Raw genomic sequence first — 24,299 nt, forward strand, 5'->3', positions numbered from 1 at the left:
AAGTCAGTTAATTTCTCAAACTGATGGTGAACGCGGATGCTATGACGGATAGCGTCTTCATATCGGGGAGGGCGATGCAGCGTCAGGAGCAGCCATGAGGAGCCCGGCGTCACCCGATCTGATCGGGCGTGGCAGCGAGCTGCGGGCGTTGGTCAGGGCGATGAGCAGACCACCCGCGGTCGTCCTGGTCGAGGGGGAGGCCGGGATCGGCAAGACCCGGCTGGTGCGCACCGCGCTCACCCACCTCATCCCCGGTGAACGTCTCGTCCTGCTGGGCGGCTGTCACCGCATCCGTGAGCCGTTCCCCTACGGGCCGGTGTTCGAGGCGCTGCGGGACCTGGCCGGTGGGCTGCCGCCCGCCGGGGACCTCAACCCGGTGATCGGGGCGCTGCGCGACTACCTGCCCGAACTACCCCTCCCTCCGGCGCCGCCGCCGCTCGGTGACTCCCGGGCCGAACGGCACCGGGTCTTCCGCGCCGTCCGCGCCCTGCTGGCGGCCGTGGGGCCCGCCGTACTGGTGGTGGAGGACATGCACTGGGCCGACGACGGGACCAGGGACCTGCTGCACTTCCTCATCGGGCAGCCGCCGGAGGAGCTGACGCTGGTGGTGACCTACCGGCGGGACGGGCAGCACGGGCAGGCCACGTTGCCGCTCGGCCACGCCTACCGGCGTCCGGCGGGCGCCGACAGCGTGGTGGTCACCCTGGCGCCGCTGGACGTCTCCGGGGTGCGCGGCATGGCAGCCGCGCTGCTCGGCCGTCCCGACCCGCCTGAGCCGTTCGTCACCAGGCTGCGGGAGCGGACGGCGGGCATCCCGTTCGTGATCGAGGAGGTCCTCAGGTCGCTGCCCCCGGCGTACGAGCCGGGTTCCGAGTGTCCGGACGCGCTCGACCACGTCGGTGTCCCGCTGCTGTTGCGCGAGGCGACCGCCGACCAGCTCTTCGGGCTGACCGAGGCCGCGGTGCGGACGGTCAGGGCCGCCGCCGTCTTCGGCGTCCCGGTCGGCGAACGGCTCGTCACCGCGGTCGGCGGTGACCTGACCGGGCTCGGCGAGGCCCTCGCCGCCGGGGTCCTGTACGAGGACCCTCCCGGCCGGTACGGCTTCCGCCACGCCCTGGCCCAGCAGGCGGTCTACGAGGCGATCCCGGGACCGGAACGGCGGGCGGGGCACGAGCGGGCGATGGCGGCGCTGCAGGAGTCCGACCCGCTGGCGCTGGTGCAGCTCGCCTTCCACGCCAGGCAGGCGGGGATGCGCGAGGCCTGGCTGCGGTACGGCACCGCGGCGGCGGACCACGCCGCGAAACTGGGCGACACCCCCGTGGCGGTCGAGCTGATCGAGGACATGCTCGCCTCCCCCGACCTGCCCCCGCGCGACCGGGAACCACTGGTGCTGACGCTGAGCCGCCTGGCCACGACCGGGCTGTCCCACCAGCGGGTGGTACGGCTGCTGCGCCGCCTGCTCGGCGACGGCCTCCTCGAACCCGACGCGCGCGGTGAGGCGCGGCTCAACCTGGGGCTGCTGCTGTGCAACCAGGCCAACGACAGCGCGGCGGGCAGGCCGGAGATCACCACGGCGGTCGGGGAACTGCGGGACCGGCCGATGCTCGCCGCCCGCGCCTGTTCGGCGCTCGCGATGCCGTGGTGGGGCTCCGACCCCCTGTCGGCCCACCGGAAGTGGATCGACCGCGCCGAGGAGCTGATCGTGGGCGCCGACGATCCGGCGCTCGCGACCGCGGTCCTGGTCAACCGGGTCTCCTTCGAGATGACCCTCGGTTCCCCGCGCGCGTTCGACCTGGTGGCGAGGCTGCCGGTCACCGACGGGAACCCGCGTGTGCGCAGGGAGGTCGCCAGGGCCTACGCCAACCTCGTCGACGCGGCGGCGACCCTGGGGCACCTTGAGTGGGCCGAGCGCTTCGCCCGGGAGGGTGTACGGCTGGCCACTGCGGCCAACGCCCCGGTCTCCGCCTACCAGCTCAACGCGACGGCGATCCGCAGGGACTGGCTCGCCGGCCGCTGGGAGGGGCTGCGGGAACGGGCCCACGCCCTGGTCGAGCTGGTCCCGGAGAACCCCCTGTCCGCGGCGGACGTCTGGCTGGTCATGGGGATGCTGGCGCTGGCCAGGGGTGAGTGGGAGGAGGCCGCCAGGCACCTGCGCGCGACCGGCCTTGAGGAGCCGGACGGCCACTTCCTGCCGGTCACGTTCACCGCGGCGAGCGGCATGATCGAGCTGTGCCTGGCCAGGGGGCTGACGCAGGAGGCCGTCGGCCACGCCGCGCGCGCGGTGGCCCGGCTGCGGCACAAGGACGTGTGGGTGTGGGGTGCCATGCTGGTGCCCTCCGCCGCCTCGGCGCTGGTCAGGACCGGCGGCACCGAGGAGGCCGCCGCCCTGGTGGCCGAGTTCGCCCGTGGGGTCGAGGGGTGTGACGCGCCCGCCGCGCGGGCCGGTCTCGCCCTCGCCGAGGGGACGATCTCCGCCGCGGCCGGGCGGCACGCCGCCGCGGCCGACCGTTTCGCCAGGGCCGACGAGGCCTACCGGGCTCTGCCGCAGCCCTACCAGGCGGCCAGGGCGCAGGAGGGCAGGGCGCGGTCCCTGCTCGCCCTGGGCGATCCGGCCGCCGCCTCGCTGCTGGCCGGGCTCGCCGGGTGGTACGACGAGTTCGGCGCGGTCCACGACGCGGCCCGGTGCAGGCGGACGCTGCGTGACACGGGGGTCGGCGTCGCGCCGCCGAGGTCCCGGGGCAGGGGCGGTTCCGGCGCGCTGTCCCGGCGGGAGCGGGAGGTGGCCAGGCTGGTCGCGCTCGGCAAGACCAACCGGGAGATCGCCGACGTGCTGTTCCTGTCGCCCCGTACGGTGGAGACCCATGTGGCGACCGTGCTGCGCAAACTGGGCGTGCGGTCGAGGACCGAGGTGGTCGCCCTCGCTCCCCCGCTCTGAGGGGTCCGCCCGACGTTCAACGGGCCGCATAAGCGACATGAAAAGTTAGGAACGCCATGAAACTCATGATCAACGGAGGTGAGAGCAAAAAGAGGGACGCGTCCCCCTTAAGACAGAAAGCCGCAAAAATAAATTCATAGGTCCATAAAGCGGACAATACCGATCACAGTCCAGGGAAAGCCCCATACTGTGATCAAGGCTCCCGAGTGCAGTGTGATCGTCATCACCTACAACGACTCCGCCCGGCTGCCCAGGGCCGTACGGTCCGCGCTCGGTCAGTCGTTGCGGAACATCGAAGTGATCATCTCCGACGACGGCAGCACGGACGGGACGGAAAGCGTCGCCCGCGCGCTCAGGCGGGAGGACCGCCGGGTGCGCTACCTGCGCAGGGACGTCAACAGCGGCGGCTGCGGGGCGCCGAGGAACGACGGGGTCGCCGCCGCCCGCGCGCCGTACGTGATGTTCCTCGACAGCGACGACGAGCTGCCCCCGCACGCCTGCAAGAGCTTGCTCCTGGAGATGGAGCGCACCGGCGCCGACTTCGTCACCGGGCAGATCTCCCGGCTGCACGAGTGGAACGGCAGGATCAAGCCCTACTATCCCGGGCTTTTCGCCCGCCGCAGGGTCGTCGAGGGGATCGCCGGGGAGCCGGACATGTTCCTCGACTCCTTCAGCACCAACAAGATCTACCGGACCTCGACGCTCCGGGGGCTGCCGTTCCTTGAGGACCTCCACTACGAGGACCACGTCTTCACCACGGAGCTGTACTGCGTGGCCCGGCGCTTCGCCGTCGTCCCGTGGGTCGTCTACCTCTGGCACCGGGCCGCCGAGGGGGACGGCAGGCCGTCGATCTCGCTGAACCTCCAGGAGATGGACAACATCGGGCACCGGATCAGGGCGGCCCGGCTGAGCGACGACATCCTGCGCGGCAACGGCCTGGCCGGGCTGGTCGCCGACCGGCAGCGCCGGTTCGTCCGCCACGACCTGCCGGTCTACCTCAACCCGCTGCCCGCGCGCGGCCCGGTCTGGGCGCGGGAGTTCTCCCGGCTGGTCCGCCCCTACCTCGCGAGCCTCGACCCCGGCGTCATGGACGGCGCCGACCCGCTCGTGCGGGTCTGCTGCCGCCTGATCCTCGACGAGGACGCGGACGATCTGGTGGTCGCCGCCCGGTCGCTGACCACCCCGAGGGCCGCGCCCCGCTTCGCCGTACGGCGGGCGGGACGCACCTACTGGGGCACCGTCCCGAAAGGGGAGCTGGACATCACCCCGCTCAGGATGGCCGAGCTGCCCTACGGCGCCGCCAGGCTGCGGCACGAGGCGGCCTTCCACGGCGACGGCTCCCGGCTGGCGCTGACGGTCAGGACCTACGACCCGTTCGGGGTGCTGGCCACGGCGCCGGACTGGCGCGCGTTCGCGCGTTTCGGCGGGCACCGGGTCGAGCTGGCGCCGCGCGCGCTCGACGACGGCTCCTACCTGAGCGAGGCGACCGTCGATCTGGCCAGGGCGGGCCGGGGGCGCTTCGGCCACGAGAGCTTCCGTGACCCGAGGATCTCCATCGTCCGCGCCGACGGCCGGGCCACCTCCGACCGGCTGCTCGTCGATCCGGCGGCCGAACCGGTCAGGGTCGCCGTCCCCGGTCACGAGATCGTCGCGGGGCCGGAGGGGCAGTCGGCGTTCCTGCGGGTGCGCTGGCGTCGCAGGGGGGCGCTGCGGTGGCTCGCGCCCAGGCTGGGCAGGCTCCGGGCCGGGCTGGTGCGGCGGCTCTGCGCCCCCCGGGTGAAGCTGCGCGTCTACCGGACGCTGATCAGGCTCCTCCCGCCGCGCGAGAACCTGGTGCTGTTCGAGGCGGACGTGGGCGCCGGATACACCGGCAACCCCCGCTACGTCTACGAGGAGCTGAAGCGCAGGCGGGCGCCGTTCGAGATGGTCTGGTCGGTCGCCGGGAACCGGCGCAACTTCCCCCCCGACGTCCGCCTGGTGCGGCGGATGAGCTGGCGCTACCTGTGGACCATGGCCAGGGCGGGGCACTGGGTGGACAGCCACGGCCTGCCGCTGGCCTACCCCAAGCCCGCCGGGACCCGCTACCTGCAGACCTGGCACGGGCAGGGCGTCAAGACGGTCGGCTTCGACGCCCCCGACCTGCGCGCCGACTTCGAGGCGCCCAGAAGGACCTGGCGCGGGGCCGTGGCCCGCTGGGACGCCCTCGTCATGCCGAGCGCCGAGTTCGAACGGATCTTCGTCACCTCCAACGGATACCGGGGACCGGTCCTGCGGCACGGCTCGCCCCGGTGCGACGTGCTGGTCAACGGCGACCCCGAGGCCGTACGGCGGGCCAGGGAGCGGCTCGAACTGCCCGGCGACCGCAAAGTCCTGCTGTACGCGCCCACCTACCGGGACAGGGCCAAGTTCTCCGGCGCCTCGGTCAGGGCCGACCTGGCCATGATGGCCGAGGAACTGGCCGACGGCTGGGTGGTCGTCCTGCGCACCCACCCCGTCGAACGCTACGCCGTGCCCGAACGGCTGCGGCACTTCGTACGGTTCGCGGGGGGTTATCCGGAGGTGAACGACCTGATGCTGGCCTCGGACGCGCTGCTGACCGACTACTCGTCGCTGATGTGCGACTACGCGGTCACCGGAAAGCCGATGTTCTTCCTGCTCGACGACTGGGAGGAGTACCGGCGCGCGGAACGGGGCGTCAACCACGACCTGCCCGCGATCGCCCCCGGCCCCTGCGTGACCGGGACCGAGGAGCTGATCAGGGCGATCCGCTCCCTCGACGCCGACCCGGCCGCCTTCGCCGCCGAGCACGCCGCCCGCTACGCCGGCTTCCGCGCCACCTGGTGCGCCGAGGAGCGCGGGGACGCCTCGGCCAGGGTCGTCGACGCCTTCTTCGGCCCCGTGCCCGTGCCCGCCGTACGGCCGGCGGCGGCGCCCGAGGTGGAGGAGGTCCGGTGAGCGGCGAGACCGTGGTGTTCGCGTGTCTGGACGCGGACACGCTCGGCGGCGTGCAGCGGGTCACCCACACGCTGGCGCAGGGGCTGGCCGGGCGGGGGTACGACGTACACGTGCTCGGCCTGCACCGGGCCGCCCGGCCGTTCCGCTACGTGGAACAACCCGGCTATCGGCGTCACGTGATCAACCGCTTCCCCGCCGGCAGGCTCTCCTGGACCGCCGCGCACCGGGAACGTCACCGGCTCCGCGGCATGCTGCGCACGCTCGGATCGGGCTTCGCCGTGCTCTCCTCGCCCGGGGTGGTCGCCCGGCTCAAGGACGTGATCCCCCGGCGGCTGCTGCCCATCGGGCAGTACCACGGCTCCTACGAGCACGCGCGGGGGTCGTGGCACCTGCGCTCGGTCGGCCGTGACTACGGGAGGCTGGAGAAGGCGGTCTTCCTCAGCGAGGAGGACGCCTGGTCCTTCTCCGAGCACGCGCTGCTGCCCAACGCCTGCGCGATCCCCAACCCGCTGCCCGGCTGGCCGTCCCGGGTCTCGCCGCTGACCCGTCACCGGGTGCTCGGCGTCGGCAGGCTGGAGGGCGTCAAGCGCTTCGACCGGCTGATCACGGCCTTCGCCGGGGCGAGCCGTACGGTGGGGGACGACTGGGAGCTGCACCTGATCGGGGAGGGCGCCGAGCTGGGCAGGCTCAGGGCGCACGCGCGCGAGAGCGGGGTCCGCGACCGGGTGGTGTTCCGTGGCGCGGTACCCGCGGCCGAACTGGGCCGCGAGTACCTCGACGGGGCGATCGCCGCCCTGTCCAGCGAGCACGAGGGCCTGCCGCTCGTGCTCGCCGAGGCCGCCTCGTACGGCGTGCCCTCGGTCGCGTTCGACGTCTCCGGCGGGGTGCGCTCCCTGGTCCTCGACGGCGAGACCGGGCTGCTGGCGCCCGCGGCCGACGTGCCCGCGCTCACGGCGGCGCTGACCACCCTGATGGCCTCGCACGAGGAGCGGCGGCGGCTCGGCGCCGCCGCCCGCGCCCACGTCGAGGCCTTCCGGCTGGAACGGGTCCTCGACCGCTGGGAGTCGCTGTTCGAGCAGGTCCTACGCTGACCACTCGCTGACCGCCGCCGGTTCGTTGCGCGGCATGGGAACCCCGGCGAGCACGAGCTGGCCCGAGGTGAGCCTGGCGCCCAGCGGGTTCGGTTCGCGGAGCCGTACCAGACGGTCGAAGGCGACCCGTTTCACCCGGGCCAGCTTGCGTTTCGCGGCGATCCGCTCGTAGGCCACCATCCGGGAGGCCTCGGTCCTGGGCGCCCCGCTGAGCTCGTAGCCGTAGGTTTCCAGCCGGTCCCCCAGGACGCTCTCGCACAGCGAGATCTCCCACGGTTCGAGCCGTTCACGCCAGGTTCCCGTCCGCGCGGCGGTCACCTCGCCGTGGGTGCGGGAGTGCCAGGTCTTGTGCGCGGGTACGGCCACGTCCGCGATCAGCCTCGGTTCGCACATCGCCGGGGCGAAGTCCTCACCCAGGAAGTCGCACAGCCTGCGCAGCTGGGCCTCGGGAGCGGCGGTCAGGTCCTCGTAGCGCAGCTCGTGGTAGCTGCCCTCGGGGAGCTTCGGCGCGCCGTGCCTGGCGAAGTCGACCGCCTCGGCCCAGGCGGAGACGGCGCTGTAGACGCTCCCGTTGTACCAGGGCATCTCCTTCAGCGAGGCGACGCAGTCGCGGCCGTCCCTGATCAGGTGGACGAACTGCGCGTCGGGGAACAGCCTCAGCAGCACGTCGATGTTCTGGAAGTAGGAGGGCCGCTTGTCGCCCCAGCGGGGCTTGCCGTGCTGGGTCGCGTAGAAGCGCAGCACGATGCCCAGCGCGGAGCCCAGCGTCGGCGGCCCCTCGACGATCTGCCTGGTCACCTCCTCCCCGTCGAGTTTCAGCTCGTGGAAGCGTGACTGGCGGCGGCCGACCACCCAGTCGGCCAGTTCGCGTCTGCGCGCCGGGTCGTTCAGATCGCCGAAGCGCAGCCGCCTCTGGTAGGCGGCGACCATGAACCGGGTCTCCGGGGGAATCGCGATGCGGGGGTGGGAGTGCAGCATGAGCTGCAGCAGAGTCGTCCCCGAGCGGGGACAGCCCACGACGAAGATCGGTCGGTCCGACTGCATGCTCAGACCTTCGCCAGCTCGCCAAGCTGCCGGGTGGTGAGCTGCGCGGCCACCGGCCCCGGCTCGCGGAGACGGTTGATCCGGTCGCGAAACCCCTTGCGCCTGCGGGCCCAGCGCCGCTTCGCCGCGACGCTCGCGCACGCGTCCACGTGGGACCTGCCCGCCACGGGCGCGCCGCTCAGCTCGTAGCCGTTGGCCGTCAGCCGCTCACCGAGCACGGTCTCGCAGAGCGAGATCTCCCACGGTTCGAGCCTGTTGCGCCACGACCCGGTCCTGGCGGTCGTCACGTCGCCGTGGGTGTTGCTGTGCCAGACCTTGTGCTGCGGGATGGCCAGCCTGCCCACGTGGTACGGCTCGCTCATCGCCGGGTCGTACTCCTCGCCCAGGAAGTCGCAGAGCTTGCTCAGCTCGGTCTCCGGGTAGGCCGTCAGGTCCTCGTAGCGCAGCTCGTAGTAGGTGTCCGCGGGCAGGTTCCTGGCGTGCCTGCGGCCGTAGTCGATGGCCTCGGCCCAGTTGGTCACCGCGTGGAAGACGTCCTTGGTGTACCAGGGCATCTCCTTCAGCGAGGCGACGCAGTCGCGGCCGTCCCTGATCAGATGGACGAACTGCGCGTCGGGGAACAGCCTCAGCAGCAGGTCCACGTGGTGGAAGTAGCTGGGCCGCTTGTCACCCCAGCGGGACTTGCCGTACTGCTCGGCGTAGGAGCGGAAGGCGATGCCCAGCGCGGAACCCAGCGTGGGCGGTCCCATGACGATGTCCTCGACCAGCTTGTCCCCGTCGAGCCTGAGCTCCTTGAACTTGGTGTCCTTGTCGCCGACGATCCACCGGGCCAGCCTGCGCCGGTTGACCTGCTCACGCAGGTTCCCGAAGGCCAGCCTGCGGTAGTAGCCGGGCACGACGAAACGGGTCTCCGGCGGCACCGCGATGCGCGGGTGGGAGTGCAGCATGAGCTGCAGCATGGTGGTGCCGGAACGCGGACATCCGATCACGAAGATCGGTCGATCGGACTGCATGACAACGAACCCCCGAAAAAGATGATCAAACAGGTACGCGCTGCGTGTTCCCCGGGCGCGGGACGAAAGGCGTCGACCGGGTGAACCGCCACATTCGGTAGATCAGCACGATCTCGTTCAGCAGCAGCAGCGATCCCGCGACGGCCGCGATGGGTATGAGCACCGCGGGCCCGGCCTGCGCGCTGAGCAGCGGGCCGACCACGAAGACCGCGGCGTGGAACTCGATCCCGCTGATCAGGTGGGTACGCACCCGGTGCCTGATGAGAAGACGGCCGATCCTGCGCCGCAGGCTCGGCGGCTTCGGTGGCCGGTAGGCGGCGGCACGGTCCTTCTGCGGCTGTTCCGCCCGGTTCTCCTTGACCGCCTCACGCACCCGCCTCATCTGCGGAGCGTTCACATATCTGAACAGGTCGAGCACCGCGACCCCGGCGCCGAGCAGGACGAACGAGACGTCCCCCGACGCGGCGTACTGGCCGAACGCCAGGCCCGTGGCACAACAGACCACCCTGATGCGGTCGCCCACGTAGTCGAGCCAGAGCCCGAACGGGGTCCCCGTCCCCTTGAGACGGGCGATCTTCCCGTCCATACAGTCGACCATGAAACTCACGTAGAACAGCGCGGCCCCCGCCACGACCTGTCCCAACGCGAAACAGACCGCCGACCCCAGCCCGAGGAGCAGCGACAGCCGGGTGAGCCCGTTCGGCGTGACGTCTGTGCGGTTGGCGACGGCGAGCGTGAGCCTGCACGCCACCGGGTCGACCAGGAAGACAGTCCACCAGGAGTCTTTTCGTTTCCGGGTCGCGTGCACATCGTTCAACGAATAGGCCCTCATGCCTACCAGGATGACCACCTGGAGCGACCGGAGAGTCACACTCTGACGCCAAGAGAGGATCTCCATACTGGTTCTTGACCGGCCGTGGCATACCGTGCCGCCTCCACCCAACCGGTCACGACCCCGGCGGTACGGAAACCAGAGCTATCCGCTTTTCACAGGACATCGTGACACATGCCCCTCAATGGCGTTGACAGGCCTCGATAGGCTGTTTGCTTCCCAGAAGTCACTCGACCCGGAAGCTCACCCTCATGAAGTCTCCCGTCCGACTGCTCCTGGCCGCCGCGTGCACCGCGGCCCTGCTGTCCTCGCCCACCGCGGCATGGAGCGCGAACAAACCCAAAGCGGAAAAGGCACCCCCGGTGGACTGCGCGAAGGTCAAGTGCATCGCGCTGACGTTCGACGACGGCCCCGGCAAGTACGCCGACAAGCTGCTCGACACCCTCAAGAAGACCAACTCCAAGGCCACCTTCTTCCTTGAGGGCCAGTACGCGAAGTCCCGCAAGGCCTTCGCCAAGCGGATGGCCGTCGAGGGCCACGAACTCGGCAACCACAGCTACACCCACCCCCACCTGCGCGAGCTGAGCGAGGAGAAGATCCGCGAGGAGCTGACCCGGACCCAGGACATCGTCAAGCAGGCCACCGGCAAGGCCCCCACCCTGCTGCGCCCGCCGTACGGCGAGCTGGACGAGAGGGTCCGGGCGATCGCCGCGGAGATGCGCCTGCCGATCGTGCTGTGGAACGGCGGTTCCCGCGACTGGGCGACCAAGAACGAGAAGGCCATCTACGACGAGGTGCTCAAGAACGCCAAGCGTGACGGGGTCATCCTCATGCACGACTGGGTCGAGCAGACCGTCAAGGTGATGCCCAAGCTGATCGCGGCCCTGCAGAAGCAGGGCTACCACATCGTCTCGGTCTCCTCGCTGCGCGGCGCTCAGGACCTCAAGGCCGGCGACATCTACCCGGTCGGCTCGGAGAAGGACGACGACCTGGCCTCCGAGACGCCCGACTCCCCCGGCCCCGAGGCGGCCTCCCCCGACGACGGCATGTGAGCCAGTCTCCGGCCGAAGCGCTGCATCGGTAACTCGACGTAGCGGTAGGTCAGCCAGCTCAGCCCGACCACGACGGCGACACAGGCCGCCGAGACCGACAGCTGCACCGCCTGCGGCATGGCCCGTACGTCGCCGAGAACGGCGGGGACGAGCTTCAGCAGCGGGTGGTGCAGCAGGTAGAGCGAGTAGCTGATCAGCCCGAGCCAGACGACGGGCCGTGGCAGGCGGCGTCCGCGCAGGGCCATGGCCCCGGCGAACGTCGCCCCCGCCAGCACGAGCGTGGTGATCCACACATCGGGCTGGACCCACCACCAGCCCGCCTGGATCGACCACACCGGGGCGAGCGCGACGAGCACGGCCGCGGCGGCCACCGGGAGCGGCCCGCCCACGCCCTGCTCCCAGCGGCGGATCGCGGTCCCGGTGAACATCACCGCCAGGATCGTCGCCCCCAGCCACGGGACGAACCCCGAAAAGAGCGTCAGCACGACGGCCATCACGCCGAGCACGCAGGCGGCGGCCGTGCGGAACCGGCCGCCGACCACGCACACCATGCCCACGCAGAACAGCACCCCGGCGACGTAGGCGGGCCAGGGCCCCCCGAGCAGCGGCGCGGACAGCACCAGCCCCGCCCCGACCCCCATGACGCCGAAGAGAACGGCGAAGAGCCCGCTCCTGAGATGCAGTCCCCGCACGAACAGCGCGGTCACCAGCAGGTAGAAGACCATCTCGTAGGAGAGCGTCCACATGGTGTCGGCCAGGCCGCCCATGTGCAGGACGTCCTGCAGCATCGTGACGTGCCCCGCCACGGCCGACAGGTCGCGCGGCACCTGCTCACGGACCGGGATCCAGAACCCCATGGCCAGGACGAGCCCGACGACCAGCAGGTAGATCGGGTAGAGCCGGAACGCCCTGCTGATCCAGAAGGCCCGCACATCCCCCCGCCCCTCCAGGGAGACCGGGATGATGTAGCCGCTGACCAGGAAGAACACCAGGACGCCGTACATCCCGAGGTTGAACCAGTAGGGCCGCAGCGCCGGCATGAACCACGGCAGCAGGTGTTCGAGCAGCACCGCGACCGCGCCGACACCGCGAAGCGCGTCCAGCCACGCCAGCCGCTTGCCGGTCGTGGGCAGCGGAGACGTCGGAGGAAGGGCCGGGGGAGACATTCGCCCCAAGTTACCCCCTCATTCCCTCTGAAACAGGACTGATCCCCGTCGGGGTCCTCCATCCACAGGACACTCCCAGGTTGACCGATAGGGAGCGTCAGAAGTACCGGTCGATGACGGATTCCCCGTTCCGTGCCGCTCCGTAACGTTGTGACCTGCGAGAACGAGGCACGCGAACGACGAGGAGAGATCGACATGACCGACGCAGCCAAGCTGGTCGAGCGCTACCTGGCCATCTGGAACACCACCGACGCCGCCGAACGGCGCGCGGAGATCGACGCCGTCTGGACCGAGGACGCCCGCTACGTGGACCCCCTGGTCGACGTCACCGGGCGCGACGCGATCGACGCGACCATCGCCGCCGTCCAGCGGCAGTTCCCCGGCCTGGTCTTCACCCCGGGCGGCGACGTCGACACCCACCACGACCTGGCCCGCTTCACCTGGAGACTCGGCCCCGAGGGCGGCGAGGCGATCGTGGTCGGCTTCGACGTCGCGACGCTGACCGAGGACGGCCGGATCAGGACCGTGCACGGCTTCCTCGACCAGGTCCCCGCCTGACCGCTTCCGGCCCCTCCGGGACGGCCCCCGCGGTGCCGTCCCGGGCCCGTTCCCGAACCCCCGAGAAACTCCGGGAAAGCTCCCGGAAAGCCTTCACAGAATCCGAAGAACCCTGGAAAGGCCCCCGACATGACCACCACCGCCACCACCCCTCTCCTGCGCCTGGCCCTGAGGCTCGACGCCGTCGTCACCGGCGCCAACGGCCTGGCCTACCTGCTGCTCTCGGGCCCCGTCAACGACCTGCTCGGCCTGGCCGTACCCCTCCAGCGTGGCGTCGGCGTCTTCCTCCTGGTGTACGGCGTCGCGGTCTGGCTGCTGACCGTGCCCAGGGTCGTCAACCGGGGCGCCGCGGCCGCGGTCGTCACCCTGAACGTCGTGTGGGCCGTGGTGAGCGTCGCCGAACTGGCGCTCGGCGGGCTGGGCACGACGACCCTCGGGGCCGTCTGGGTGGTCGCCCAGGCCCTCGTCGTCGGTGGCTTCGCCGCCCTGCAGTACGTCGCCCTCCGCCGCGAGCGGTGAGGGCCGAGAAAACGGCACGGCCCCGGAGAGGTTCTCTCCGGGGCCGTGCCGTCGTGTCCTACTCCCACTCGATGGTGCCCGGGGGCTTGCTCGTCACGTCGAGGACGACCCGGTTGACCTCGCGGACCTCGTTGGTGATCCGGGTGGAGATGCGGGCCAGCACGTCGTAGGGAAGGCGGGACCAGTCGGCCGTCATGGCGTCCTCGCTGGAGACCGGGCGCAGCACGATCGGGTGACCGTAGGTGCGGCCGTCGCCCTGGACGCCGACCGAGCGGACGTCGGCGAGCAGCACGACCGGGCACTGCCAGATGTCCCGGTCGAGGCCGGCCCTGGACAGCTCCTCACGGGCGATGACGTCGGCCTCGCGCAGGATCTCCAGGCGCTCGCGGGTGACCGCGCCGACGATGCGGATGCCCAGGCCGGGGCCGGGGAACGGCTGGCGCCAGACCATCGCGGACGGCAGCCCGAGCTCCTCGCCCGCACGGCGGACCTCGTCCTTGAACAGCGCGCGCAGCGGCTCGACCAGCGTGAACCGCAGGTCGTCCGGCAGGCCGCCCACGTTGTGGTGCGACTTGATGTTGGCGGTGCCGGTGCCGCCGCCGGACTCGACCACGTCGGGGTAGAGGGTGCCCTGGACGAGGAACTCGACCGGCCCGTCGGCGAGGATGGCGCGCTGCTCGTCCTCGAACACCCGGATGAACTCGCGCCCGATGATCTTGCGCTTCTCCTCGGGGTCGGTCACGCCGTCGAGGGCCTTCAGGAAGCGCTCCTGGGCGTCGACAACCCTGAGCTTGACCCCGGTCACATCGACGAAGTCGCGCTCGACCTGCTCGGCCTCGCCCTGACGCAGCAGGCCGTGGTCGACGAAGACGCAGGTCAGCCGGTCGCCGATGGCCCGCTGCACCATCGCCGCCGCCACCGCGGAGTCGACGCCGCCGGACAGGCCGCAGATCGCGCGGCCCTCGGGGCCGATCTGGGCGCGGATGGCCTCCACGGCGTCCTCGACGATGTTGAGCATCGTCCACGCGGGGCGGCAGCCCGCCGCGTCGAGGAAGTGCTTCAGCACGGCCTGACCGTGGTCACTGTGCAGGACCTCGGGGTGGAACTGCACGCCGTACAGGCCGCGGCCGGGGTTCTCGAAGGCGGCGACCGGGGTCTCGGCCGTCGTGGCGGTGACCAGGAAGCCCTCGGGGGCGGCGGCGACGCTGTCACCGTGGGACATCCAGACCGACTGGGCGACGGGCAGCCCGGCGAAGAGCACGCCCTCGCTGACCACGTCGAGCCGCGTCCCGCCGTACTCGGCGACACCGGTCTTGGCCACCTGGCCGCCGAGCGCCTGGGCCATGGCCTGGAAGCCGTAGCAGATGCCGAAGGTGGGAACCCCGGTCTCGAACAGGCCCACGGGGGCGGCCGGGGCACCCTCGGCGTAGACCGAGGAGGGACCTCCGGACAGGATGATGGCCTTGGGATTCTTGGCCATCATCTCCTCGACCGGCATCGTCGAGGGGACGATCTCGGAGTAGACGTGGCATTCACGCACTCGCCGCGCGATCAGCTGCGCGTACTGCGCGCCGAAGTCGACGACGAGGACCGTGTCGAACTCAGACACAAGACCCCCAAAGAAAACACAGCGGTCCTGTCAGTCTATCGGCGCTCGTCAGCGCGCTTACTCACGAGCGGCCTCCTCGGTCGCGCCTGGGCGGACACCCGAGTGTCCACCCAGGCGATCGGCTAGGCGGACGGCCGGGTGAGGGCCGCGTCGAGGAGGCCGAGGGGCGGGGAGCCGAGGTCGAGCATCGCGGTGTGGAAGCGCTTGAGGGTGAACCCCGCGCCCCACTCCGCCCTGGCCCGTGAACGCAGGTCGAGGATCTCCAGCTTGCCCCACGTGTAACGGCCGTAGGTCGGGTCGAAGGTGGCCCTGGCCGCCTCGGAGAGCGCGGCGGGCCCCGCGAGGTGGGTGTCGGCCTCGAAGCGCCTGGCCCCCTCCTGGACGGTCATCGCGCCGCTGTGGACGCCGATCGCGCAGGCCAGCCGGGTCACCCTGATCAGCGCCTCAAGCCAGACGCCGATCTCGAAACGCGGGTCCTCGGGGGCGAAGCCCTCCTCGACGCACAGCTCCTCCGCGTAGTGCGCCCAGCCCTCCGCGAACGCCAGCGACATGAGCGTACGGCGCACCGGCGAGGGGGCGCGCCGCAGGGCACGAGCGTGGGAGAAGTGCCCGGGGGCGACCTCGTGCACATTGATCGCGGGAAGCGTGGTGGCGCTGAAGACCTCAAGCCACTCCTCGATGTCGCGTTCCGGCCACGACGGGTCGGGCGGGGTGACGTGGTACCACGAGGGGGCCTCGGGTTCACCGGGCGCCGCCCAGCTCATCATCGCCATCGCCCATCTGCGCGACTCCGGCGCGATCCCGACCAGGCACTCGCCGTCGTGGTAGGGCACCAGGTCCTTCTCCCTGGTGAAGGCGATGGCCCGCTCGGTGCCGACCCTGGCGGCCTCGATCACGCCGTCGATCCCGGGGTGGTCCTTGACCAGTTCGCGGGCGACGTCGAGCGGGGGCCTGCCGCCCTGCCCGAGGCGCTCACAGGACTCGGCCAGCCTGGCCAGCAGCCGGTCGCGCTCGGCGTCGGCCCGTACGGCCAGCGCGCCGAGATCGACCGGGAGGCCGTCGCCCGTCCCCATCAGCCGGGCCAGCCCCGCCGCGCCGAGAGAGGCGTCGGGGTCGCCGGAGCGGGTGGCCTCCTCCACGTGCTCGACGAAGCGGGCGTGGGCCTTGAGCGCGGCCTCACGCACGGAGGCGTCGGCGTCGGCGGGCACCCCGGCGGCCAGGCCGCGCGCGGCGCCGAGCAGCGCGGTCGCGACGGGGGCGCTGAGCCGGTCGAGGGAGGCGATCGCGTGCTCGACGGCCTCGGGCCACCGGGCGAGGTGGGCGTTCCGCGCGGCGGCCCGCTCCGCCTCGGGGGCGTACTCGCGGTCGTAGGTCGCCAGGTCGAGGTTCGCCAGGTGCGGGAGCGGGCTGCTCCGGTGCAGCTCCAGCTCGCCGTACCTGACCCGGGCGTCCTCCTCGAAGATCCGCAGGTGCGCCGCGTCGTGGGGGTCGGCGGGCGGCTCTCCCCGGCCGAGCGCGGCCAGTCCCGCGCGCACCCCCTCGGGGGAGAGGTCCTGGATCCGGCCGTCGTACTCGTGTCTGCCCGCCATCTCCCGAATCTCCGGGAGGGACAGGTCGCACACCGCGCGCAGGCGGCTGTCGAGTTCGGTCATGGCCTCGACGCTATATCAGACGATCAGGGCGGATCCCCTGTTCCCTCCCGGCGCATTTGGCAGGAAAACCGTGATTTTTGGCGCTTTATCCACTCGTGGAAGAACACCGGAGAAAAGTAGTTTGATGAACATCAAACCGTAATCGGCCAAGGAAAGAGGCTCCATGCGCAAGCTCTTCCTCACCGTGCTGGCCGTTCTCGCCGGCCTCACGCTCCTGTCCGTCCCCTCAACGGCCCAGGCCGCGCAGTCCAGCAAGGCGCTGGTCAGCTGCCCCGGCAGCAAGGCCGAGACCGGCGACGGCATCACCATCAGGGTCTACTACGTGGTCTACGGCAGTAACTGCCAGGTCAACCACGTGCAGGCCTGGAGCGCCGCCGGCTCCAAGTACGGGCACTTCAACCTCTTCGGCCCCTACGGCTGGTCGGACAACAGCCCCACCAAGAGCTGGGGCTGGGGCGAGCCGTACAACTCCTACCCCTGGGTGATCGCCTGGCCGGACCACCTGTGGTGCGCGAAGTTCTACAACGAGAACAACCAGCCCATCACGGACAACATCTGCGTCACCATCTGACGGGCTCCCCGCGCCGCCGTCGTCTCACCGGCACGGCGGCGCGGTGGTCCGTCCCCGTCTCACCCCGGCTCGGCGATCCGGTCGAGCAGCGCGTGCAGCGTCTTGTCGTCGGTGGCCGGGGCCATCACACTGGCCCGCAGGTGACGGACCCCGCCGATCTCGGCGGAGGTCAGATGGAAGGCGCCGTCGGCCGTCAGCGACTCCCGGATCGCCGCCTGGTCGCCGGTGCCGTACCGGAAACAGACGATGTTGCTCTCCGGCTCGTACGGCAGCGCGAACCCGGGCCGTTCCCGGGCCAGTTCCCACAGGCGGCGCGCGGTGGCGTACCGCCCCGCGACGTACTCGCCCAGGCCCCGCTCCCCCCGCCAGGCCAGGTTGAGGAAGATCTTCAGACCGAGCTCGGCCTTGCTGCACTCGACGGTCCTGCCGATCGAGTCGAAGCCCTGGTCACCGTAGAACAGGTAGCTCGCCCGCTGCCTGAAGGCCGCGTCCAGGGCGCCTCCCCTCTTGACCAGCACGGCCGCCGCGAGACTTGAGGTACGCAGCATCTTGTGCGCGTCCCAGGTGAGCGAGTCGGCCAGTTCGACCCCGTCGAGCAGGTGCCGGTACCCCTCGGACAGCAGCGCCGAGGCCCCGTGGGCGCCGTCCACGTGGAACCACAGGCCGTTGGCGGCGCAGAACTCCCCGATCGGCCGCAGGTCGTCGTACAGACCGGTCCCGGTCGCGCAGGCCGCCGCGACCAGCGCCATCGGCCGCCGCCCCGCCCGCCGTACCCGGCCGAGGGCCTCCGGCAGCCGCGCCACGTCGATCCGGCCGAGGGGGTCGGTGTCCAGCGGCACGACGGCCCGCTCGCCCAGTCCGAGGATCGCCGCGGCCCTGGTGAGCGAGTAGTGCGCCGACTCGGGGGCCAGCAGCGCCAGATCACCGGGGACCCCGTCCTCCCACGCCTCGGGCACGGCCGCCGCCCGCGCGGCCAGCAGGGCGGTGAGGTTGGCCAGTGACCCCCCGTGGGTGAGCACGCCCCCGCCCGCCGGGCCGTACCCGGCCTTGTCCAGCATCCAGCGCACGACCTCGAACTCGACGGTCGCCGCCGCCGCGCCCATCTCGTAGACCGCCATCGGGTTGTTGGCGGCGCCGTGCACGAGGTCGGCGAGCGCGGCGGGGAAGTCGGGCGCGGCGATCTGGTGCCCCAGGTGGCCGGGATGGTGGAACCTGGTCCCCTCGTCGAGGTAGACCGCCAGGAACTCGGCGTACGTCTCCGGCGTCATCCCGCCCTCGCGTATCCACCGCGCCAGCCCGAGCCGCTCGGCCAGTTCCCCCCGCGGACGCCGCCCGACGACCGGGGACAACCCCCGCTGACTGCCGTCCACGTAGGCCGCCAACCGCTCGACGGTCACACCCGCGGCGCCCACGAACTCCTCAACGTTCCAGATCACACCGGGGATACTGAAGGATTTCCCCGCGAATCTCCACTTCGGGGTACGGCTCCCGCCGACATCCCCGAGGGCCGTGGTCAGATCGTGCTGAGCGCGTTCGCCGGGGAGCCGGGTCAGACGAGCAGCCGATCGCGAACACTCCGCGCGAAAAGCTTCACTCCCGCCCGCTCCAGGGCATCGGCGATGTCCAGCACGGTCATGGGCGGACGCCGCTTTCCCTCGGCCATTCGCCGCAGAACCTCTGTCACCTCACGAGGACTCCGGTTCAGCAACGAACACAGATAAGTGTCGGGATCGGCGACGGCCACTCCGTACCGGGCGAGGAAAGCCTCCGGAAAGTCCGCGAGATTCCAGGTCACCAGGACACGAACACGGCCTGCGACGGCAGCGGCCATATGGTGGCAGTCATCCGGGTCGGGACCTTCCATCCGATCGAGCAGGTGTTTGTAGTCGTCCTCCGGAATCCGGCCATCGGCGAAGAATTCTTGGATCGCCGCGCTGATACGCGTCGCCGCAGGGGCCGAGCGCTGCCGCTCGCGCACGATGACCCGCTCCCACTCCGCCAGCAGGTGATCGCTCCAAACCAGGGTGTGCACCGCGTCCTCGGTCAGGGCGAGCATCAGGTCCATCAGCGAGAACGGGAACAGCACGTTGGTGTCGACGAAGACACGGGCCATCGGCCGGTCTCCAGGGAGGTCAGTAGGGCAGGTCCGCCTCTTCGGCGAGTTCCATGATCCTGCGTCGCCCCTCCGCCCGCCGTTCACGCCGGGCCTGGAACTCCAGGACATCCGTGAGGCGGATCAGACGATGACGACTGCCGGGCAGGTGCTGGGAGGGGATCTCCCCCTCGTCGAGCAGACGTGCGACGAAGGGGCGCGACAACCCGAGCACCCGGGCGGCCTCACTCGGGGTCAGCCTGGCCTCCATCGGAAGCGCGAGAACGGCGTTGCCCTTGGCGAGATCGTGCGCCGCGGCCAACACGAGGGCGAGAAGCGACTCGGGCAGCACGACGTCGCGGCTGTCCGGGCCGCGCAACACCAGCTGCACATGCTCGGCGACGTCCCCGAGCCGGGCCAGCAGCTCACGATCATCGTTGTCGGCTTCGACACGGACGGCATTGGCGAGAACTCCGGCGCGAGCCATGAGCACCTCCTGCAGGTTATCTGCAATAAGTGTAACCGGCGGCGTCCCCAGAGAGGTGAACTCCGGCCAGGCCCTGCCGGCGCCCCTACGATCGGGGGCGTGCGAATCGATCTGTTCACGATCGTGGTGGACGACTACGACCCGGCCATCGAGTTCTTCGTCGGGGTGCTCGGGTTCGAGCTGGCCGAGGACTCGCCGTCCCTGACGAACGACGGCCGCAGGAAGCGGTGGGTCGTCGTCCGCCCGCCGGGCGCGGAGACGGGCATCCTCCTCGCCCGCGCGGACGGAGACCACCAGGCGACGGCCGTCGGGAACCAGGTGGCGGGACGGGTGGGCTTCTTCCTGCGGGTCGACGACTTCGACGCCGCCTACCGGCGGATGACAGCCGCCGGTGTCGAGTTCGTCACCGCACCGCGCGCTGAGCCGTACGGCCGGTTCGCCGTCTTCCTCGACATCGCGGGCAACCGCTGGGACCTGCTCGGCCCCAGACCCTAGAAGGGCCCGGGACCGGCAGGCCCGTCCGGGCGGCCGAAACGTCGGCTCCGGACCCTGGAAAGCTCCGGACCCTGGGAAGCTCCGGACCCTAGGAGCAGGTGCTCCGGGGCGGGGAGCAGTGCCCGACCTCGGGATAGCGGGCGGAGGGCCCGTCCAGCAGGGGTCGTGACCTGCCACGCAGGTGCCGGTCGAGGAAGGCGAGGACGTAGTCCCGGGTGATCTTCATGGAGCGGTCACCCGACAGCTCGCCCTCGTGCGGGACGCCGAGCTGGTCGGCCAGCGAGATGAGGTCGGTGAAGGAGGAGTGCTGGGCCCCGGCCACGGTGAGCCAGCGCTTCCAGCCGGTCATGAGCCCCCAGTCGCGGTCCCACGCCGGGCTCCCGCCTCCCGGGGTGTGTTCCGGCGAGGCCAGGAACATGAACGGCCGCGCGATCCCCTCCGGCGGGATCGGGGCGTAGGTGGTGCCGTCCATGTCGATCCCGGCCTTCACCCGGCCGTCCTTCAGCATCGCCGCCAGGGAGCTCGCGCCGCCCAGTGAGTGACCCGCCATCGCGATCCTGCCGGGGTCGATCAGGGAGGCGCCCGCCCACTTCGGACGGGGACCGGTCAGCTCGTCGAGCACGAAGGAGACGTCGGCCGCCCGTACGGCCACGGCCTTCTCCCCGAAGCCCTTCTCGTGGTCGACCTCGCACGCGACACAGGTGGCGAGCCGCCCGTCGGGGAAGCTCGTGCCCCGGCTCTCGTAGGTGTGGTCGATCCCGGCCACCACGTATCCCCGGCTCGCCAGCTCCTCGGCCAGGCCCGTGAGGGTCTTGCGCGACCTGATGAAGCCCGGGGAGAGCACCACCAGCGGTGACCCGTGCCTACGCCCCACCGGCCGGGCCCCGAGGACGGCGCTGGTCCGCGTCTCGGCGAGGACACCGGGCGGCAGGTCGGTGAGCCCCTCCCCCTTGAGCAGCGCCTCCGACTCCTGCGGCGTCATGTACGGCGCCCGCCGTCCGTGCCTCGGCGCCGCCGGGTACCACAGGGAGACCATCAGCTCCCTGACCTTCACGGACGGAACCCACGGGTCGGGCCGGGAGGTGTCCTTCAGGTAGAGGGAGACGGTGCCGACCGGATGCGGCCCGGTCGGCGCGGGCAGCCGCGCCGCCGTGACCGGAACGTCCCCGGTTCCGGTCACGGCGGGCTCCGGAGTCGTGCCGGGGCCGGAAGCCTTGGAGTTCTCGGACGCCGGATCGCCGGAACCTGAGGGCGCCGGGGTGGCGCTCGACCCGGTGCCGGAACCCGGTGCGGCGGCCGCCGGAGGAGCGCCGTCACCGAGGGTGGCGGGCGCCGGAGCGCCGCCGGAGGCGGAGGCCGGGGTCAGCGGGACGAGAAGGGCCAGCAGGCCGGCGGCGACGGCCAGGCCACCCCGTACGGCCCGCCCTCCCGTCCCCGGTGCCCGCCCTAAGGCGCCGTACCGCCTGGGTTCGTTGTCCATGTGATGTCCGTCCTTCCCCGTCGGGACGGCCGCCCTGTCAGGACGGCCGGATGACGGAAAGGTAGGCGCCACCGGTTCCCCCGCGCGTCGGCCATCACACCGATATTGGATACGCCCAGAAAACGACCGATTTCCCCCGTCGTCCGCGCGGTGTACTTCCCGGGAAGGTAAGCCTGGTCTTCCCGGCGGATGTGGGGGCCGGGTGGTGGAGGTCACAATGGGCGGGTGGTGGCAGAAGGACGACGATCATGGAAACGGTACGCGCTTGAGGTACTGCGACCGGCGGGAGAGCCCGTCACACCGTCACGCCGGTCGATCGTCGTCGACGTGCTGCTGGCGGTCGCGCTGACCGCCCTCGCGGTGATCGCGGCGGTGAACCTCCCCGGTGGGAACCGTGACGACCACGGCGGCCCGCAGCCCCTGGTCGGGGTTCTGCGGCTGCGTCCCGACGGGCTGGGCAGCGGCACCCTGACCGTCATGCCACCCACCAGCGAGATCTACGACGAGGACGCCTGGTCCTGGGACTACGAGCCTCCGGTGGTCCTGGTGGTGCTGACGGCGCTGCCGCTGGCGTTGCGGCGCCGCTTTCCGCTGGCCGTCTTCTGGACGGTGCTGACCGCCGCGCTGGTCACCTACGCGGGGGCGACCTGGATCACCGTGCTGGCCTGCGCCGTCGCGGCCTACAGCGCCGTCGCGCACAGCCGTAACCGGGTGGCCGCGGTGGCCGGTCTGCTGCTGGCCGCCGTACTGGCCGGGGCCGCCTTCGAGGGCGTCGCCCCACGGTTGCCCGGCTGGTTCGGCCCCTCGGTCCTGCTGCTGGGGGCCGGGATCGTCGCGAGCCTCGTCCATGTCTGGCGGCAGCGGCTCAGGGCGAGCAGACGCAGGATCGAGGAGCTGCGCCAGGCCCAGGAGGAGACCACCCGCAGGGCCGTCGAGGCCGAACGCGCCCGCATCGCCGGAGAACTCCACGACGTCGTGACCCACAATGTGAGCGTGATGGTGATCCAGGCCGGTGCCGCGCGCAAGGTGATGGCGGCCGATCCCGGAATGTCCCGGGAGGCCATGCTCGCGATCGAGGCGAGCGGCAGGACCGCCCTGGCCGAGCTGCGGCACGTCATGGGCCTGCTCGCGGGGCCCGCCGGGGGACGCTACGCCGACCCCGGTGAGGGTCTCGAACCACAGCCGGGCCTCGACCGGCTGGACACCCTGGTCGAACGGGTCCGCGCCGCGGGGACGCCGGTGGACGTCACGCTGTCGTCGCCTCCCGGGCCGCTGCCCCCCGGGATCGACCTGGCCGCCTACCGCGTCGTCCAGGAGGCCCTGACCAACACGATCAAGCACGCCTCCGGCGCGGCGGCGTCCGTCGTGATCGGCCACGACGGCGACTGGCTGAGGATCGAGGTCACCGACACCGGAGCCGCACGTCCGGCCCTCTCCAGGACCGGCGACGGCCGGGGCCTGATCGGCCTGCGTGAACGGCTGGCCCTGTACGGCGGAAGCCTGGAGGCGGGCCCTCGGGGCCGTGGCTACCGTCTCGTCGCCCGCCTGCCCAGGACGACCTCGTGAACCGGCCCCCCGAGTGGGCCGTCGACCGGCCGCCGCGTGTCGTCATCGCCGACGACCAGGCTCTGGTCCGCACCGGTTTCCGGATGATCCTCACCGCCGACGGCGCCGAGGTCGTCGGCGAGGCCGCCGACGGGGCCGAGGCGATCGAGGCCGTACGGCGGACCAGCCCCGACGTGGTGCTCATGGACATCCGGATGCCGCAGATGGACGGCCTTGAGGCCACCCGGCGGCTCATGGCCGAGGAGTCCCAGGAGACCCGGGTGATCATCCTGACCACCTACGACCTCGACCACTACGTCTACGCGGCCCTCGCCGCGGGGGCCAGCGGCTTCCTGCTCAAGGACGTCACCCCGGAGCACCTGGTCGCGGCCGTACGGCTGGTGCGCACCGGGGACGCCCTGCTCGCGCCGTCCATCACCCGCCGCCTGGTCGAGCGTTTCGCCCGCCGGGAGGAGGCGGGGACCGACACCCCGCACCGTGACCTGTCCGAGCTGACGCCACGGGAGCTTGAGGTGCTGCGCCTGCTCGCCACCGGGCTGAGCAACGCCGAACTCGCCGAGCGGCTCACCCTCAGCACGACGACGGTCAAGACGCACGTCGCGCGCATCCTGTCCAAGCTGGGGCTGCGTGACCGGGTCCAGGCCGTCGTGCTGGCCTACGAGACCGGCCTGATCTCCCCCGGCGGCCACGCCTGAGCTCCGGCCCGAGGGGTACGCAGGGGCGAGCCTTCGAGGGTACGGCGGCGCGAGCCGGGGAAGGGCGCCGCCGTACCGGCTCCGGTCCGGCCCCGCGACGACGGCGGGGCCGGACCAGGTCACGCGGCGTGCCGGTGGATGGTGATGATCGTCTGGGTGCCCTCCCCGTCCACGACGTCGAAGACCCGTGGCGTTTCCGGCGAGACGGTGTCGGCCAGGATCCGCCTCGGGTGTTCGATGCCGTGGCGGAGCACGACCGGGTAACGCGGATCGCGTCCTCCGACGCCCACGGAGAAGATGTCGTCCTTGTCGTCGTACTCGATGTAGGCCAGGGGGAGCTTCTCCGCCTGGTAGAGGTCACCGGCCGAGGCGTCCAGCACCTCGATGGTCACGTCCGAGCCCTCGTACTGTCTCGTCAGGCCGTCCAAGAACGGGCGCCACTCCTCGCGCGGCACCTCGGGTCGTTCCTGAGCCATCTGCCAGCCCC

The 24,299-nt window shown here is 71.4% G+C and carries 21 protein-coding genes; 10 read left to right on the top strand and 11 right to left on the bottom strand.

What is annotated here, in order from left to right:
• Positions 1–94: 94 nt before the first annotated feature.
• From ABT340_RS08905 to ABT340_RS08915, 3 genes are all read left to right on the top strand, one after another.
• A complete protein-coding gene (locus tag ABT340_RS08905) occupies positions 95–2,935 on the top strand; it encodes a helix-turn-helix transcriptional regulator (protein WP_352010108.1) in 2,841 nt (946 codons plus the stop codon).
• Between the two features lie 189 nt (positions 2,936–3,124).
• Entirely contained in the window at positions 3,125–5,890 is a 2,766-nt protein-coding gene (locus tag ABT340_RS08910) for a bifunctional glycosyltransferase/CDP-glycerol:glycerophosphate glycerophosphotransferase (RefSeq protein WP_352010109.1), read from the top strand.
• The gene (locus ABT340_RS08915; RefSeq protein WP_352010110.1) at positions 5,887–6,981 is read left to right on the top strand and encodes a glycosyltransferase; all 1,095 of its coding nucleotides are present in this window, start codon (positions 5,887–5,889) and stop codon (positions 6,979–6,981) included. Before ABT340_RS08910 ends, ABT340_RS08915 begins: the two co-directional genes overlap by 4 nt.
• On the opposite strand, the gene ABT340_RS08920 is transcribed toward ABT340_RS08915, so the two are convergent.
• Genes ABT340_RS08920 through ABT340_RS08930 form a run of 3 tightly spaced genes read right to left on the bottom strand, consistent with a single transcriptional unit; the run spans position 6,973 to position 9,870 of the window.
• Positions 6,973–8,025, bottom strand: a complete 1,053-nt coding sequence (locus ABT340_RS08920; protein WP_352010111.1) for a sulfotransferase family protein — start codon at positions 8,023–8,025, stop codon at positions 6,973–6,975. The genes ABT340_RS08915 and ABT340_RS08920 overlap by 9 nt on opposite strands.
• A gap of 2 nt (positions 8,026–8,027) precedes the next feature.
• Positions 8,028–9,038: a sulfotransferase family protein gene (locus ABT340_RS08925; protein ID WP_352010112.1), complete on the bottom strand. Its 1,011-nt coding sequence runs from the start codon at positions 9,036–9,038 to the stop codon at positions 8,028–8,030.
• A gap of 25 nt (positions 9,039–9,063) precedes the next feature.
• Positions 9,064–9,870 carry a CDP-alcohol phosphatidyltransferase family protein gene (locus ABT340_RS08930; RefSeq protein WP_352010113.1) on the bottom strand — a complete coding sequence of 269 codons (807 nt, stop codon included), beginning with the start codon at positions 9,868–9,870 and terminating at the stop codon, positions 9,064–9,066.
• Positions 9,871–10,121: 251 nt separating this feature from the next.
• Between ABT340_RS08930 and ABT340_RS08935 the strand changes: the two genes are divergently transcribed.
• Positions 10,122–10,922: a polysaccharide deacetylase family protein gene (locus ABT340_RS08935; RefSeq protein WP_352010114.1), complete on the top strand. Its 801-nt coding sequence runs from the start codon at positions 10,122–10,124 to the stop codon at positions 10,920–10,922.
• Here the strand turns inward: ABT340_RS08935 and ABT340_RS08940 are convergent.
• A complete protein-coding gene (locus ABT340_RS08940; RefSeq protein WP_352010115.1) occupies positions 10,829–12,088 on the bottom strand; it encodes an acyltransferase family protein in 1,260 nt (419 codons plus the stop codon). The genes ABT340_RS08935 and ABT340_RS08940 overlap by 94 nt on opposite strands.
• 195 nt (positions 12,089–12,283) lie before the next feature.
• On the opposite strand from ABT340_RS08940, the gene ABT340_RS08945 reads away from it, so the two are divergent.
• Positions 12,284–12,646: a nuclear transport factor 2 family protein gene (locus ABT340_RS08945; protein ID WP_352010116.1), complete on the top strand. Its 363-nt coding sequence runs from the start codon at positions 12,284–12,286 to the stop codon at positions 12,644–12,646.
• A 129-nt stretch (positions 12,647–12,775) separates the two neighbouring features.
• Positions 12,776–13,165, top strand: a complete 390-nt coding sequence (locus tag ABT340_RS08950; protein ID WP_352010117.1) for a hypothetical protein — start codon at positions 12,776–12,778, stop codon at positions 13,163–13,165.
• Positions 13,166–13,223: 58 nt separating this feature from the next.
• Here ABT340_RS08950 and guaA read toward each other — a convergent pair whose 3' ends face one another.
• Both guaA and ABT340_RS08960 read right to left on the bottom strand, forming a co-directional pair.
• Positions 13,224–14,774, bottom strand: a complete 1,551-nt coding sequence (gene guaA / locus ABT340_RS08955; protein ID WP_352010118.1) for a glutamine-hydrolyzing GMP synthase — start codon at positions 14,772–14,774, stop codon at positions 13,224–13,226.
• Between the two features lie 122 nt (positions 14,775–14,896).
• Positions 14,897–16,426, bottom strand: coding sequence for a DUF885 family protein (locus tag ABT340_RS08960; protein WP_352010119.1), 1,530 nt, complete (start codon positions 16,424–16,426; stop codon positions 14,897–14,899).
• A gap of 163 nt (positions 16,427–16,589) precedes the next feature.
• Between ABT340_RS08960 and ABT340_RS08965 the strand changes: the two genes are divergently transcribed.
• Entirely contained in the window at positions 16,590–16,997 is a 408-nt protein-coding gene (locus tag ABT340_RS08965) for a hypothetical protein (protein WP_352010120.1), read from the top strand.
• Positions 16,998–17,056: 59 nt separating this feature from the next.
• On the opposite strand, the gene ABT340_RS08970 is transcribed toward ABT340_RS08965, so the two are convergent.
• The 3 genes from ABT340_RS08970 to ABT340_RS08980 form a co-directional block, all read right to left on the bottom strand.
• Positions 17,057–18,433 carry a pyridoxal phosphate-dependent decarboxylase family protein gene (locus ABT340_RS08970; RefSeq protein WP_352010121.1) on the bottom strand — a complete coding sequence of 459 codons (1,377 nt, stop codon included), beginning with the start codon at positions 18,431–18,433 and terminating at the stop codon, positions 17,057–17,059.
• Between the two features lie 113 nt (positions 18,434–18,546).
• Complete coding sequence (locus ABT340_RS08975; protein ID WP_352010122.1) at positions 18,547–19,110, bottom strand: PIN domain-containing protein; 564 nt, start codon at positions 19,108–19,110, stop codon at positions 18,547–18,549.
• Positions 19,111–19,129: 19 nt separating this feature from the next.
• Complete coding sequence (locus tag ABT340_RS08980) at positions 19,130–19,576, bottom strand: excisionase family DNA-binding protein (RefSeq protein ID WP_352010123.1); 447 nt, start codon at positions 19,574–19,576, stop codon at positions 19,130–19,132.
• 99 nt (positions 19,577–19,675) lie between these two features.
• On the opposite strand from ABT340_RS08980, the gene ABT340_RS08985 reads away from it, so the two are divergent.
• Complete coding sequence (locus ABT340_RS08985; protein ID WP_352010124.1) at positions 19,676–20,071, top strand: VOC family protein; 396 nt, start codon at positions 19,676–19,678, stop codon at positions 20,069–20,071.
• Between the two features lie 88 nt (positions 20,072–20,159).
• Here ABT340_RS08985 and ABT340_RS08990 read toward each other — a convergent pair whose 3' ends face one another.
• Positions 20,160–21,551, bottom strand: a complete 1,392-nt coding sequence (locus ABT340_RS08990) for an alpha/beta hydrolase family protein (protein WP_352010125.1) — start codon at positions 21,549–21,551, stop codon at positions 20,160–20,162.
• Positions 21,552–21,776: 225 nt separating this feature from the next.
• Here ABT340_RS08990 and ABT340_RS08995 point away from each other — a divergent pair, with 225 nt between their 5' ends.
• Both ABT340_RS08995 and ABT340_RS09000 read left to right on the top strand, forming a co-directional pair.
• Entirely contained in the window at positions 21,777–23,117 is a 1,341-nt protein-coding gene (locus ABT340_RS08995; RefSeq protein WP_352010126.1) for a sensor histidine kinase, read from the top strand.
• A complete protein-coding gene (locus ABT340_RS09000) occupies positions 23,114–23,812 on the top strand; it encodes a response regulator (RefSeq protein WP_352010127.1) in 699 nt (232 codons plus the stop codon). The genes ABT340_RS08995 and ABT340_RS09000 overlap by 4 nt, the downstream gene beginning before the upstream one ends.
• 119 nt (positions 23,813–23,931) lie before the next feature.
• Here ABT340_RS09000 and ABT340_RS09005 read toward each other — a convergent pair whose 3' ends face one another.
• Positions 23,932–24,288: a DUF5335 family protein gene (locus ABT340_RS09005; protein WP_352010128.1), complete on the bottom strand. Its 357-nt coding sequence runs from the start codon at positions 24,286–24,288 to the stop codon at positions 23,932–23,934.
• Positions 24,289–24,299: the final 11 nt, after the last annotated feature.

This window comes from Streptosporangium sp. NPDC000239, from assembly GCF_040300765.1.
In the GTDB taxonomy this organism is placed as follows: domain Bacteria; phylum Actinomycetota; class Actinomycetes; order Streptosporangiales; family Streptosporangiaceae; genus Streptosporangium.

Coding starts and splice junctions, on each gene's coding strand:
- ABT340_RS08905 (WP_352010108.1), top strand. CDS start 95: ATGAGGAGCCCGGCGTCACCCGATCTGATCGGGCGTGGCAGCGAGCTG.
- ABT340_RS08960 (WP_352010119.1), bottom strand. CDS start 16,426: ATGACCGAACTCGACAGCCGCCTGCGCGCGGTGTGCGACCTGTCCCTC.
- ABT340_RS09005 (WP_352010128.1), bottom strand. CDS start 24,288: ATGGCTCAGGAACGACCCGAGGTGCCGCGCGAGGAGTGGCGCCCGTTC.
- ABT340_RS08965 (WP_352010120.1), top strand. CDS start 16,590: ATGCGCAAGCTCTTCCTCACCGTGCTGGCCGTTCTCGCCGGCCTCACG.
- ABT340_RS08930 (WP_352010113.1), bottom strand. CDS start 9,870: ATGAGGGCCTATTCGTTGAACGATGTGCACGCGACCCGGAAACGAAAA.
- ABT340_RS08975 (WP_352010122.1), bottom strand. CDS start 19,110: ATGGCCCGTGTCTTCGTCGACACCAACGTGCTGTTCCCGTTCTCGCTG.
- ABT340_RS08990 (WP_352010125.1), bottom strand. CDS start 21,551: ATGGACAACGAACCCAGGCGGTACGGCGCCTTAGGGCGGGCACCGGGG.
- ABT340_RS08980 (WP_352010123.1), bottom strand. CDS start 19,576: ATGGCTCGCGCCGGAGTTCTCGCCAATGCCGTCCGTGTCGAAGCCGAC.
- ABT340_RS08940 (WP_352010115.1), bottom strand. CDS start 12,088: ATGTCTCCCCCGGCCCTTCCTCCGACGTCTCCGCTGCCCACGACCGGC.
- ABT340_RS08950 (WP_352010117.1), top strand. CDS start 12,776: ATGACCACCACCGCCACCACCCCTCTCCTGCGCCTGGCCCTGAGGCTC.
- ABT340_RS08920 (WP_352010111.1), bottom strand. CDS start 8,025: ATGCAGTCGGACCGACCGATCTTCGTCGTGGGCTGTCCCCGCTCGGGG.
- ABT340_RS08935 (WP_352010114.1), top strand. CDS start 10,122: ATGAAGTCTCCCGTCCGACTGCTCCTGGCCGCCGCGTGCACCGCGGCC.
- ABT340_RS08925 (WP_352010112.1), bottom strand. CDS start 9,038: ATGCAGTCCGATCGACCGATCTTCGTGATCGGATGTCCGCGTTCCGGC.
- ABT340_RS08945 (WP_352010116.1), top strand. CDS start 12,284: ATGACCGACGCAGCCAAGCTGGTCGAGCGCTACCTGGCCATCTGGAAC.